A 12,397-nucleotide genomic window follows, 5' to 3' on the forward strand; every position below is an offset into this window, starting at 1 on the left:
CCTAAAGCTTCGCCGTCGGGCGGTGGTTTTTCGCCTTCACCGATAGCTCCGGCTTGCTGTTGATGGTCTGGAACACCACGCAATAGCGTTCGGTGAGCTTGATCAGCGTGTCTATCCTGTCCTGCGGCTCGTCCGTGTCGAGATCGAAGCGCAGCCTGATCGCGCGAAACCCGACGGGCGCGTCCTTCGCCACGCCCAGCGTGCCGCGGAAATCGAGGTCGCCCTCGGCTTCCACCGCCGCACCTTCAAGGCGGAATTCCAGCGCCGTCGCAACCGCTTTCAGCGTCACGCCGGCACAAGCCACCAGCGCCTCCAGCAGCATATCGCCAGAGCAGAGTTCGAGCCCGGTGCCGCCCGTCGCCGGATGAAGACCGGCAACCGAAAGCGCCCTGCCCGTCTCCACCTTGCAGGCAATGGATTGCTCGTCGATCGAGCCTTTTGCCCGCAGCGTTATCAGCGCCTGCGCCGGGTCGTCGCGATAGCCCTGTTTCAGCGGTGCCTGCAGTGACTTCAGTTCGTCGGCGTTCATGCCAGCCTCCCGATTGCGCTTATGACCGAACCATATCACGCCAGCGCGCCCTTTGGCCCGCAAGACGTGACCGGGCCTGCCCCAACGTTCGGCTGCGGCTGGCGTAGCCGGGCGAGCCTTCCCGGCCCTATAGCTGCGGCTGCGCGCCGGCTGCTTTGCCTCGCCGCAGCGCCATTCCGCAGGACCGCTCCATGACCAATGCCGTCGTTCTCGACACGCGCGAAAATATCTACGCCGGCATCATGCTCACCGGCGTCGCCTATTTCCTGTTTTCGGTGCAGGACGCCTCGATCAAGCTCTTGGTGACGGGCCTCACCGTCTGGCAGATCCTGTTCTTCCGCAGCGCAACCGTGCTTGCCGGCTGCGTGGCGATTGGCGGACGCGAACTCCTCGTCCAGTCGGCCCGCTCGCCCATCGTCAAGGCGATGCTGTTGCGCAGCTTCCTGACGCTGCTTGCCTGGCTGTGCTTCTACAGTTCTGCAAAATATCTCCAGCTCGCCGAACTGACGACCATCTACTTCGCTGCCCCCGTCATCATAACCATCATGTCGATCTTCATCCTTGGCGAACAGGTGCCTTGGATACGCTGGGTTGCGGTACTGATCGGCTTCGTCGGTGTCTACATCGCCTGCGACCCCAGCAAGCTCGGCATAACGCTGCCTGTCGCCATGGTGCTGGCCGCCGCCTTCCTGTGGGCGCTGGCGATCGTGCTGATGCGCAAGATCGCGCTGCAGGAACGCACCATGGTGCAGCTCGTCCTCAACAATGCATTCTTCCTCGTCATCGCCGGCGTGCCGATGGCCTTCCTATGGCAGACCCCGACATGGCAGGAAGCCCTGCTTCTGGTCACCGTCGGCTCGCTCGGCGGCGTGGCGCAGTTCATGCTGTTCGAAGGCATGAAGCGCGCGCCGGTCTCGGTCATCGCGCCGTTCGAATACACCTCGCTGGTCTGGGCCTTCGCGCTCGGCTACGCAATCTGGGGCGACATTCCGCGCCGCGAGGTTTTTATCGGCGCCGCCCTCATCTTCTTCGCCGGCGTGGTCATCATCGCCAGCGAGCATCTGCGCAAACGGGTCTAGCCTCCTTTCCTCCTGACACTGCGGTGGCAGGGGCGATGCGGTAATCTGCGGCTCGCTGCCGCTTAGAGGAATAATCGTGGAACTGGATCAATCGACAGAACGCATGCTCGGCGTGACGCTCGTCAGCGCCTCGGCGGCCGTCTTCGGCCTTGCCGGCGTCCTGACCAAATCGATCCATGCCGACCCGCTGACGATCAATTGCTGGCGCGGCTTCGTCGGCGGCCTGCTGATCACGGCCTATGTCTTCTGGCGCCGCCGCCGCGAAACAGCACCAGCGCCCTTGCGCCTCGGCTGGCGTGGTTGGCTGATGGCCGTGATCGGGGCGCTCGCCAGCATCGCCTTCATCGCCGCCTTCAAGAACACCTATGTCGCTAATGTCGCGATCATCTACGCAACAGCGCCTTTCGTGGCTGCACTGCTGGCCTGGCTGCTGGTGCGCGAGCGTGTTCGCTCGCAAACCCTGCTCGCCGCCTGCCTGTCGCTCGCCGGCGTCGGCCTGATGGTGTTTTCTGGCATCGGCACCGGCCGACCATTCGGCGACGGGCTGGCGCTTCTGATGACCTTTTCCAGCGCACTCTACATGGTGCTGATCCGGAAATTCCGCGACACGCCGGTGGTCTGGGCGGGTGCGGTGTCGGCCTTCCTGCTCTTCGCGCTGGGCTGGTTCGTTGCCGATCCGCTGGCCATTTCCGGGCGTGACGCCCTGCTTCTTGCGGCCTTCGGCGCCTCTTTCGCCCTTGCCTCCGTGCTGTGGACCGAAGGCTCGCGGCTCATTCCCGCCGCCGAGGCGGGCCTGCTCGGCTCGGCAGAAGTGCCCTTCGCCATCTTCTTCGGCTGGCTGTTCCTGTCCGAACTGCCGCCTGCCGCAAGCCTCATCGGCGGCATCATCGTGCTCGCCGCAGTCTTTGCCCATGCCGGCCGCGACTGGCTGGTGGCGCGCCGGATGCGCATGGCTTAGCGCGAAAAAACTTGCGATTTCAAGTATTTGCAAGAACTCAAAAAAATCTTCAAAAAAGATTCTTTTTTGGGAACCAATTTGCGGAACGTGCGTTTTGAGGATGGACGGGCTGTCCCCTTATGCCCAACCCCCCGCCCGTCCCCCTTACTCCAAAGCCGGTCCCTCGTGGCCGGCTTTTCTTTGGAGTTGGGAGCCGTGCAGAACACGGCGTCAGCCCTTACGCGATTGGCGCAGGCATCTCTGCCTTCGTCTTCCCGGAAACCGCAGCGAAGCGGAGGTTATCCGGGATCTATTGGTCAGCGCATCGTCTGGCGTGGCCCGGCCCTGATGTCGACGCGTTCTGCACTGCTGAAGCTCTTTTGCATTCCGGCATGGATCCCGGGTCTCCGCTTCGCTCCGCCCGGGATGACGAAGAGGGGGGTATCGCCGCTAATCGCAAACGTTGTTTAAGACCAGAGACGCAATTGCCGCGCGCCAGCGCTGACGATTAGCACGCGCCAAACAATGCAGTTCGTCATCCCGGGCGGAGCATGCGCGAAGCGAATGCGCAGACCCGGGATCCATGCCGGAACATCTGTGGAGTACGCCACGGTGCAGAACTTCCAACGTTGAACGAGGGGAAAGATTTCCACCCAATTTTCACTCAACCCATTGTTTCCATTCACCCCACACATTTTTTCTCGCCCAATCTTTCCCCACCCCAAGACACTTCCCGCATAATCCCCGCATCGCTCCTGCGGGACCGGGTCTGGAACCGGGATCAAGGGGGAGTGGCGGTGACCTCCCGCCCTGGTGTGGTAGCCAGGGACCCGAGGGCCCGACACAGGCCGGCGTGGAACGAGCACGGCGCAAATGCCTCTGCCCAAAACCATGCGGAGAACCCGCGGCGTCTTGTCCATGGAATGTACATGGAGCGGGCGTTGTGACCGGCCGACTTCGGGACAGACACCGAGCGGGGCGCGGAAGCTGCGCCACGTACTAAACATTAGGAAGGCACGGCCATGCGCCCCGCTTCCCGATCTTTGACAATGGCCAGACGGTGAAAACCGGGCGTGGCGATGAACAGGTGCGTCCTTCGAGGCTCGCTACGCTCGCACCTCAGGATGAGGGAGGGTGGCGATGAAGTGCGCCGACTTATTCTCCCCCCCTCGAGGGGGGTGAGGAGCGGTTCGCGAAGCGAACGAAAAGCCAACGATTTGGCTTTTCGAGTGACGAACGCCCGGAGCCCTAGCGTAGGGCCGGAACGCGCAGCGCCAGAGGGGGTCGTTCATGCCGAACTCAACGCAAAACGAACGTCGAGCACTTCCGCAGCGACCCCACCCGGCCCTACGGGCCACCCTCCCCTCAAGGGGGAGGGAGACGCTGAGCCTCGAAGGACGCATTGACCTTCCCGCAGCATCGTCTAGTTTCCTGATCGAAACGGTCGGAAAGAGCCGTCCAAAAAACATGCGTTGGGAGTGAGGCATGATCCTGACCGCAAAGATCGCCCTTTGCCTGCTTGTGGCCTATCTGGCGGCGGCACTTTGGCAGAAGGTGCGCCTGGGGATGACGTTTCATCAGGCACTGCTCTACCTGCCGCTCAAGCTCGTCTATCGCATACGCGACGGCAAGATGCGGGCGGCGCGAGACGCGGCAGCACCCGTTGTCTACGTCATCACCCACCAGTCGCGGCTCGATCCCGCCCTGATGCTGGCCCTGCTGCCGGAAAACACCCTGCACATCCTCGATGAGCGGTCGGCCAGGTCGCACTGGCTCGAACCCTGGCGGGAACTGGGCCGCACCATCGCCTTCAACGCCGAGCATGTCTTCGTCAGCCGCCGGCTGGTGCGGGTTTTGAAGGGCAAGGGCCGGCTTGCCGTCTACATCCCCGCCGATGTCGAGCCGGACGTGAAATCCTTCCGGCTTTACCGTGCCGTGGCGCGCATCGCGCTGCAGGCCGATGCCAAAATCATCCCGGTATTTGTCGACGGTGCGCGGCACCTGCCCTTTTCGCTGACGCCGCGTGAAAAGGCGCCGCGAAGCTGGTTTCCGAGGCTCACCGTCAGCACGCTGGAGCCGATGACGATCCAGCAGATGATCGGCGATTCGGACATGCGTCCGTCCGATGCGCTGTTCGATCGCGTCGCCGAGGCGCGTCTTGCCGCCTCTGATCCCAAACGCAGCCTGTTCCAGGCCATTCGCCACGCGGCCTTCCGCTATGGCGCCGGCCACCCGATCGTCGAGGACGTGGTCAGCGGCGCGCTGAGCTACCAGCGGCTGCTTGTCGGCGCACGGGTGCTGGGCCAGCGCTTTGCCCGCCTCAGCGCGCCCGGAGAGGCCGTGGGCGTGCTTCTGCCCAACACCAACGGCATGGTGCTTTCGCTGCTCGGGCTCGTTTCGGCAAGCCGTGTGGCGGCGATGCTCAACTACACCGCCGGCCCAGCCAGCGTCACCGCCGCCGTGCGCACCGCCGTCATCCGCACCATAGTCTCCTCGCGTGCCTTCATCGAGAAGGCCGGGTTGGCCGACATCGTCGAGGCGGCGGAAAAGGGCGGCGCGAAATTCGTCTGGATCGAGGAACTGCGCGACAGCACCAGCCTGTTCGACAAGATCGCCGCAAGCTGCCTGTACTGGTGGCCGGTTCACAGCCAGGACGCAGACAAACCGGCCGTCATCCTGTTCACCTCCGGCTCGGAAGGCACGCCGAAAGCAGTGGTGCTTTCCAGCCGCAACCTCGTCGCCAACGCCATGCAGGCCGAGGCCCGCATCAATATCGGCCCGGACGACAAGCTGCTCAACGTGCTGCCGGCGTTCCATTCCTTCGGCCTGACTGGCGGCACGATCCTGCCTCTGGTGTCAGGGGTAAGGCTGTTCCTTTACCCCTCGCCGCTGCATTACAAGATCATCCCCGACATCGCCGCCAAGGTGCGGCCGACCATCATGTTCGGCACCGATACCTTCCTCGCCGGCTATGCGCGCAATGCCGACGGCGACGAGTTTTCGAGCCTGCGCTTTGCGGTGGCCGGGGCCGAGCCGGTGAAGGCCGACACGCGGCGCATCTGGCGCGAGCGCTTCAACGCCGAGATCATAGAGGGCTTCGGGCTGACCGAGGCAGCACCGGTCGTTTCGGTCAACACCGCTACCCACAATCGCGACGGCACGGTCGGGCGGCTGCTGCCGGGCATGCGGATGCGGCTGGAGCCGGTCGAAGGCATCCCGGAGGGCGGCAGGCTCTGGCTTCAGGGACCGAATGTCATGCTCGGCTACATGACCGCCGACCAGCCCGGCGTGTTGCAGCCGCTGGGCAGCGGCTGGCACGACACCGGCGACATCGTCTCGGTCGACCGCGAAGGCTTTTTGACCATTCGCGGCCGCGCCAAGCGCTTTGCCAAGATCGCCGGCGAGATGGTGTCTCTGGGTGCCGTGGAGATGCTGGTGCAGTCGCTGTGGCCGGAAGAGCATCACGCCGCCGTCGCCGTGCCCGACAAGCGCCGCGGCGAGCGCATCGTGCTCATCACCACCGCAGGCGATGCCGAACCCTCACTGCTGCGGCAGTTCGGCAAATTGTCCGGGGCTGCCGAACTGATGCTGCCGCAGGACATCGTCAAGGTCGGCGAAATCCCGGTGCTCGGTTCCGGCAAGACCGACTACGTCTCGGCCCGCAAGCTGGCAATCGAGCGGCTCGGACTAGAGGCGGCGGCGTGAAGCCTTATTCCGCCTTGGGTGTGGTTGCTGCGGCGGCAGCTTCCTTGGCCTTCGCTTCCTCGAGCCTCGAACGGCGCGAATAGGCGCTGGCGCTGAGTGGCAGGAAGCAGAGATAGGCGATCACCGAGACGGACAGCGTCTGCCATGGGAACGTCACCAGAAGCAGCACATAGAGCACGACGCCGAGGATCAGCGGCAGCACCTTGTCGCCCGGCACCCGCCATTTCTTGCCCGAATAGACCGGCCAGCGGCTGACCAGCAGGAAGGCGATCAGCACCGTATAGGCCGAGCAGATGAAGCCGAAGGTGCGGTCCGGGGCAATCGCCCCGATGAACACCAGATAGATCGGCAGCATGACGATCGCCGCTCCCGCCGGTGCGGGCACGCCGACGAAATACTCGGCTTGCCAGGCGGGCCGGTCCTGATCCTCGTCGAGCACGTTGAACCGCGCCAGCCGCAAGCCGCAGGCGATCGCGAACAGAAGGGCTGCGATCCAGCCGAACGATCCGGCGCGGTCGAGCAGATAGGCGTAGAGCACCAAGGCCGGCGCCACGCCGAAATTGACGATGTCGGCCAGAGAATCCATCTGCGCGCCGAACTTGGAAGTCGCCTTCAGCGCCCGCGCGATGCGGCCGTCGATGCCGTCGAGGAAGGCTGCGATCAGCACCATGACGACCGCCGTCTCGAAACGCGCTTCGAACGCAAGGCGGATGCCGGACAGGCCGGCGCAGATCGCCAGAACCGTGATCAGGTTCGGCAGAACCATGCGCAGCGGAATCTCCCGGATGCGCGGTCCGCCCCGGCCGTGTGGCTCGAAATGCTGGAAGGGTGCGGGCACCGTTACGCGACCCGCACGAGCGGGGTTGCGGCCCCGCCGCCGAATTCGGCCAGGATGGTTTCGCCGGCAACCGAGGTCTGGCCGACCGAAACGCGCGGCGTGGCATCGAGCGGCAGGAACACATCGACGCGCGAGCCGAAGCGGATCAGCCCGAAACGCTCGCCGACGGCGATGTTGCTGTCGGTGTCGGCCCAGCAGACGATGCGACGCGCCACCAGCCCTGCGATCTGCACGGCGGCAACCGTGCCGTGGGGGCTTTCGATGACGAGGCCATTGCGCTCGTTCTCGCTGCTGGCCTTGTCGAGCTCGGCATTGAGGAACTTGCCCGGGCGATGCTCGATGCGGGTGATGCGCCCGCGCACCGGCGAGCGGTTCACATGGCAGGAAAAGACGTTCATGAAGACCGAGATGCGGGTCATCTCGGCAGTACCAAGACCGAGTTCACGCGGCGGAACCGCGGGTCCGACAGCCGAGACCACGCCGTCCGCGGGGCTGACGACCAGCTTGTCGTCCACCGGCGTCACGCGCACGGGGTCGCGGAAGAAATAGGCGCACCAGGCCGTCAGGATCAGCCCGATCCAGAACAGGTTGAGCGAAAAATAGCCGAGAATCAGGGTGGCGGCGGCAAATGCGCCAATGAAGGGATAGCCCTCGCGATGTATGGGCACGAACGCGTTCTTGACGGTATCGACGAGGCTCATCGGGCGGGGGCGGCTCCAATTGGATTGCCGGCCTGCTTACCGGAAACGGCAGCCCGCCGCAACGCAACATTGCAGTGATGCGATTGCGCGCGGTCAGACTTCGGCAGTTCTGCGGCGCACGACGACGCCGAGTTCGTCGGTTTCGCGGGCAATGCGCAGCCGCTCCTCGGCTTCGGTCGCCTCGCGCTGGCGCGCCCACATCGAAGCGTAGAGCCCGTCCTTGCGCAGCAGCGACAGATGCGTTCCGCGCTCGGCGATCTGGCCGCCCTTGAGCACGATAATCTCGTCGGCGGTGATAACAGTCGAAAGCCGGTGGGCGATCACGATGGTGGTGCGGCCACGGCTGACGAGATCAAGCGCGGCCTGGATTTCCTGCTCGGTGTGCGTATCAAGCGCGGAGGTCGCCTCGTCCAGCATCAGGATCGGCGGCGCCTTGAGGATGGTGCGGGCAATTGCCACGCGCTGCTTTTCGCCGCCGGAAAGTTTTAGCCCGCGCTCGCCGACCATGGCTTTGTAGCCGTCCGGCAGATGCTCGATGAAAGGTCCGATCTGCGCCAGTTCGGCAGCCTTGAAGACCTCCTCGTCGCTGGCGTCGGTGCGGCCATAGCGGATGTTGTAGGCGATGGTGTCGTTGAACAGCACCGTGTCCTGCGGCACCATGCCGATGGCCGCACGCAGGCTCTCCTGCGTCACGTCGCGGATATCCTGCCCGTCGATCAGGATCGCGCCTTGCTGAATGTCGTAGAAGCGGAACAGAAGCCGCGAAATCGTCGACTTGCCAGCGCCCGATGGCCCGACGATGGCGACCGTCTTGCCGGCCGGTACGTCGAAGCTGACGCCCTTGAGGATCGGGCGGGCGGGATCGTAGGCGAAATGCACATCACGGAACTCGACCTTGCCCGCCCCGACAGCCAGCGGTTTCGCATCGGGCCGGTCGAGCACTTCCTGCTTGACGTCGAGAAGGTCGAACATCTGCTCGATATCGGTCAGGCCCTGACGGATTTCGCGATAGATGAAGCCGATGAAGTTCAGCGGCACCGAAAGCTGCATCAGCATGGCGTTAATGAAGACGAAATCGCCGATCGTCTGCGTGCCGGCCATCACCTCGCGCGCCGACATCCACATCGCAACCGCCATGCCGACACCGAAGATGGCGCCCTGCCCGAAGTTCAGCCAGCCAAGCGAGGTCCAGGTTTTTGTCGCAGCGCTCTCGTAGCGCGCCATCGAACGGTCGAAGCGCTCAGCCTCCATGCGTTCATTGTTGAAATATTTGACCGTTTCGAAATTGAGCAGGGAGTCGATCGCCTTGGTATTGGCGTCGGTGTCGGAATCGTTCATCTCCCGGCGGATCGAAATGCGCCAGTCGCTCGCCCACACCGTGAACCAAGTGTAGAGCACGACGGTGACGGCGACGACCAACACATACAGCCAGCCATAGGCGACGGCGAAAATCACCGCCGTCAGCGCGAATTCGAGAATGGTCGGCAGCGTGTTGAGGATGGTAAAGCGGACGATCGTCTCGATGCCCTTGGTGCCGCGCTCGATGATGCGCGACAGGCCACCGGTGCGCCGCTCCAGATGGAAGCGCAGCGACAGATTGTGCATATGCACGAAGGTGCGGAAGGCAAGCTGGCGCACCGCGTGCTGGCCGACCTGGGCAAACAGCGCGTCGCGCAACTGGTTGAAGCCGAGCTGCACAAGTTTCACCACGTTGTAGGCAATGACCAGCATGACCGGCGCCAGCAGGAAATCCGGCAGCGGCGGTGCCGGCGCATGGTCGCCGGCGAGCGCGTTCGTGGCCCATTTGAAGAAATAAGGCACCGCGATCAGCACGAACTTGGCGACGAACAGATAGAACGTCGCCCATACCACCCGCGCCTTGAGATCGGCGCGATCGGCGGGCCACATATAGGGCCACAGATTGAGCAATGTTTTGAACGTTGTGCCGGAATCGGCGGAGACAGTCTTATCGGCCAAGAGTTTTACGCCTTTGAATTTCGGTCGTCGCGACTGGCACAGCAATCTTCAACCAGAGCAGTCACAAGCCCGGAAAATCCGGCCAGTGCCTGCCGGTCGATCTCGTAACGCGACCGCTGCTTTTCGGGCGAAAACCGCACCAGACCCGCTTCGACCAGTATTTTCAGATGCTGCGACACCGTCGACTGCGCCAGATCGAGCTGTCCGACGACATCCTTGCAGCAGCATGCCTCGCTGCCGGAGAGGTAGCGCAGGATTTCTATGCGCGTCGGATGTGACAGCGCCGCGAACCGCAATGCCACGGCTTTCGTGGCGGCGGAACTGCAGGTCTGGAAATCGGGAGTAAGAGGAGCATTCATCGTTCATCGTCGATAGACGATGAACATGGTCCTCGCAAGGCTTTTCCCAGAGAAGGCGGTTTTTACTGCGTGGTGGTCGTTGCCTGATCGCCGATGGTCTTCATGTCGGCAGCTTCGCCCTTGTCGGTCTTTTCGGGCACCTTGAACACCTGACCCGGCCAGATGCGATTGGGGTCGCGGATCTGTTCCTGGTTGGCGAGATAGATCGTCGAATAGCGCACGCCGAGGCCATAGACGCGGCGTGAGATGCGCCAGAGCGAATCGCCGCGGCGGATGATGACCGCGCTGTCGACGCTCTGGAGTTTTGGCGACAGCGCTTCCGGTGCGGCAGCGGCGATCTCGCCGGAGCCGGCAGGCGGCGTGACTTGCGTCTCGGCCGTAGCGACGGGCGCAGTGCCCTGCGCAGGTGCTGCGGCCCCCGTTTCGGGCTGTGCGGGTTTCGGCTGTTCGGCGGAATCGGCAGGTGCTACTGCCGCCACTGCCTCGCCGGGCTCACGCGTAAACGGCACGGCCGCACGCGCCGCGACCTTGACGCCATCCGGCTCAAGCCCGTCGACACGGACGATATAATCGCCGACCGGAAGGTCGCGCTCGGTTTCGATCAGGAAGCGTCCGCCCGGCGACGTAATCACCTCACCCAGCAGAATATCGTTGGCATAGGCGCGCACCTTGCGTCCCGGATCGGCGGCACCGGCGATGAAGACCTTGCGGCCCTCGATCTCCACGGCTTCCACCTTCACCGTCGGCCCGCTTGCCGGTGCGGCAGTTGCTGCCGGCTTTTCCGGCTGAGGTGTTGCGGCCGCCTGCTGGCCGGCCGGCTGTTCGGCAGCAGGCGCGGCGGCGGTTTCCCCTGCTGGCGTGGCAGGTGGCGCCGGCGTCGTTTCCGTGGCGCCGGCTTCTGCGGGTTTCGCTGCGGGTTCAGGTTCTGGAATCGAGATCAGCTTGCTTGCAGCGCCCGGCTGCTCGACAAGAGCCAGAACCTGGCCGCTCTTGTTCTCGGGGATGGAGACGACCGCGGTTTCAGGCGACGTCGCCACGACATTGTCGGGCGTCGTCGAGCGAAGCACGATCTGATGATCGCCGGGCTTCAAAGGCTCTTCGACCACGACGGCGAAATCGCCTTCCGGCCCGGCGATACCGTTTCCGATGATCTTGGAACCGATAACGATTTCCACTTTCGAATTGGGCGCAGCCTTGCCCGCGATCACAACAGAGCCATCCGGCTCAGCGCGAACGACGTCGAAGGACGGCACGCTAATTCCGGGGGCAACCACGGCACCTGCGCCTGCGGCGGGCGCTTCGGCAGCGGGCTGTTCCGCCTTGGGAGCCGGCGTCTCGGGTGCTGCCGGCTGAGACGGCAATCTTGCCGCCTTGGTATCGGCCTCGGGCGCTTTTGTGTCGGTCAGGGAGGCAGCCATCGGCGGCGTCTTGCCCAGATAGGGATCCAGCGCTCCGGACACATAGGCCGTTCCGACCGCAGCGGCCGTGCCGCCGGCCAAAAACAATAACGCCCTGATCGCTGTAACTGCCATGTTTCCCTACCCTTTAGCCACCTAAGGCGGGTCTACTCTGTTTTCACGAAGCCGACAAGAAAAAGCCCTAAGAAGGTCTTGACCTAAGTTACGCAGGCAATCACCAATCAGTTGCATGAACCCGATTCGATCCATTTGCGTTTATTGCGGCTCATCACCGGGCCGCAGCGACGTTTACCTCAAGGCCGGTCACACGCTTGGACGCTCGATTGCTGAAGCGGGCCTGCGCCTCGTTTATGGCGGCGGCACCAAGGGCATCATGGGAGCGGTGGCCGATGGCGCTATCCGGGCCGGCGGCAAAGTCACCGGCATCATTCCGCGCTTTCTCATCAACAAGGAAGCGACGGAAAACGCTCTGGGCCGTCTCGATGAACTGCTCATCACCGAGAACATGCATGAGCGAAAGCACATCATGTTCGAAAAATCGGACGCATTTGTGGCGCTGCCCGGCGGCATCGGAACCGTGGAAGAGATCGTCGAGATCATGACCTGGGCGCAGCTCGGCCATCATCGCAAGCCGATCGTCTTCGGCAATATCGAGGGTTTCTGGAACCCGATGCTGGCGCTGATCGAGCATATGAAGGCCGAGGGCTTCGTCCACACCACGCATCTGGTCAATCCGCTGGTCGTCGACCGTGTAGAAGCGATCGTCGCCGCGATCCTCGCCGAGGGCTCCGTAGTCGATGCGCCGACGACCGGCCTGCAATCGGTCATCGACAAGCTCTGACCCCGAACAAAAC

The 12,397-nt window shown here is 63.7% G+C and carries 9 protein-coding genes and 1 pseudogene; 4 read left to right on the plus strand and 6 right to left on the minus strand.

Annotated elements, in window-relative coordinates; translation table 11 throughout:
- Position 1: 1 nt before the first annotated feature.
- Positions 2–529 carry an OsmC family protein gene (locus DZG07_RS17025; RefSeq protein ID WP_119818910.1) on the minus strand — a complete coding sequence of 176 codons (528 nt, stop codon included), beginning with the start codon at positions 527–529 and terminating at the stop codon, positions 2–4.
- 191 nt (positions 530–720) lie between these two features.
- On the opposite strand from DZG07_RS17025, the gene DZG07_RS17030 reads away from it, so the two are divergent.
- The 3 genes from DZG07_RS17030 (at position 721) to DZG07_RS17040 (ending at position 6,250) form a co-directional block, all read left to right on the plus strand.
- Positions 721–1,608, plus strand: a complete 888-nt coding sequence (locus DZG07_RS17030) for a DMT family transporter (protein ID WP_119821835.1) — start codon at positions 721–723, stop codon at positions 1,606–1,608.
- A 103-nt stretch (positions 1,609–1,711) separates the two neighbouring features.
- On the plus strand, positions 1,712–2,566 hold the full coding sequence (locus DZG07_RS17035) for a DMT family transporter (RefSeq protein WP_119818913.1): 855 nt from the start codon (positions 1,712–1,714) through the stop codon (positions 2,564–2,566).
- 1,464 nt (positions 2,567–4,030) lie between these two features.
- Positions 4,031–6,250, plus strand: a complete 2,220-nt coding sequence (locus DZG07_RS17040; RefSeq protein WP_119818915.1) for an AMP-binding protein — start codon at positions 4,031–4,033, stop codon at positions 6,248–6,250.
- Positions 6,251–6,254: 4 nt separating this feature from the next.
- Here the strand turns inward: DZG07_RS17040 and DZG07_RS17045 are convergent, their stop codons facing one another.
- The 5 genes and pseudogenes from DZG07_RS17045 to DZG07_RS17065 form a co-directional block, all read right to left on the minus strand.
- Positions 6,255–7,088 (minus strand): phosphatidylcholine/phosphatidylserine synthase, encoded by an 834-nt coding sequence (locus tag DZG07_RS17045; protein WP_091914044.1) that lies wholly within the window; start codon positions 7,086–7,088, stop codon positions 6,255–6,257.
- A 2-nt stretch (positions 7,089–7,090) separates the two neighbouring features.
- Positions 7,091–7,792 (minus strand): annotated as a pseudogene (locus tag DZG07_RS17050) (phosphatidylserine decarboxylase); the annotation flags it as partial.
- Between the two features lie 90 nt (positions 7,793–7,882).
- Positions 7,883–9,766, minus strand: a complete 1,884-nt coding sequence (locus tag DZG07_RS17055; RefSeq protein ID WP_091914040.1) for an ABC transporter ATP-binding protein/permease — start codon at positions 9,764–9,766, stop codon at positions 7,883–7,885.
- A 5-nt stretch (positions 9,767–9,771) separates the two neighbouring features.
- Positions 9,772–10,125 (minus strand): metalloregulator ArsR/SmtB family transcription factor, encoded by a 354-nt coding sequence (locus DZG07_RS17060; RefSeq protein ID WP_119818918.1) that lies wholly within the window; start codon positions 10,123–10,125, stop codon positions 9,772–9,774.
- Positions 10,126–10,187: 62 nt separating this feature from the next.
- Positions 10,188–11,657, minus strand: a complete 1,470-nt coding sequence (locus DZG07_RS17065) for a LysM peptidoglycan-binding domain-containing protein (protein ID WP_119818921.1) — start codon at positions 11,655–11,657, stop codon at positions 10,188–10,190.
- 115 nt (positions 11,658–11,772) lie between these two features.
- On the opposite strand from DZG07_RS17065, the gene DZG07_RS17070 reads away from it, so the two are divergent.
- Positions 11,773–12,384: a TIGR00730 family Rossman fold protein gene (locus DZG07_RS17070; RefSeq protein WP_091914034.1), complete on the plus strand. Its 612-nt coding sequence runs from the start codon at positions 11,773–11,775 to the stop codon at positions 12,382–12,384.
- The last annotated feature ends 13 nt before the right edge of the window (positions 12,385–12,397 follow it).

The organism is Mesorhizobium sp. DCY119 (genome assembly GCF_003590645.1).
Lineage (GTDB): Bacteria > Pseudomonadota > Alphaproteobacteria > Rhizobiales > Rhizobiaceae > Mesorhizobium_M.

What these genes read in the sequence shown, in the direction of transcription:
- DZG07_RS17025 (WP_119818910.1), bottom strand. Translation starts at nt 529, where the DNA reads ATGAACGCCGACGAACTGAAGTCACTGCAGGCACCGCTGAAACAGGGC.
- DZG07_RS17030 (WP_119821835.1), top strand. Translation starts at nt 721, where the DNA reads ATGACCAATGCCGTCGTTCTCGACACGCGCGAAAATATCTACGCCGGC.
- DZG07_RS17035 (WP_119818913.1), top strand. Translation starts at nt 1,712, where the DNA reads ATGCTCGGCGTGACGCTCGTCAGCGCCTCGGCGGCCGTCTTCGGCCTT.
- DZG07_RS17040 (WP_119818915.1), top strand. Translation starts at nt 4,031, where the DNA reads ATGATCCTGACCGCAAAGATCGCCCTTTGCCTGCTTGTGGCCTATCTG.
- DZG07_RS17060 (WP_119818918.1), bottom strand. Translation starts at nt 10,125, where the DNA reads ATGAATGCTCCTCTTACTCCCGATTTCCAGACCTGCAGTTCCGCCGCC.
- DZG07_RS17065 (WP_119818921.1), bottom strand. Translation starts at nt 11,657, where the DNA reads ATGGCAGTTACAGCGATCAGGGCGTTATTGTTTTTGGCCGGCGGCACG.
- DZG07_RS17070 (WP_091914034.1), top strand. Translation starts at nt 11,773, where the DNA reads ATGAACCCGATTCGATCCATTTGCGTTTATTGCGGCTCATCACCGGGC.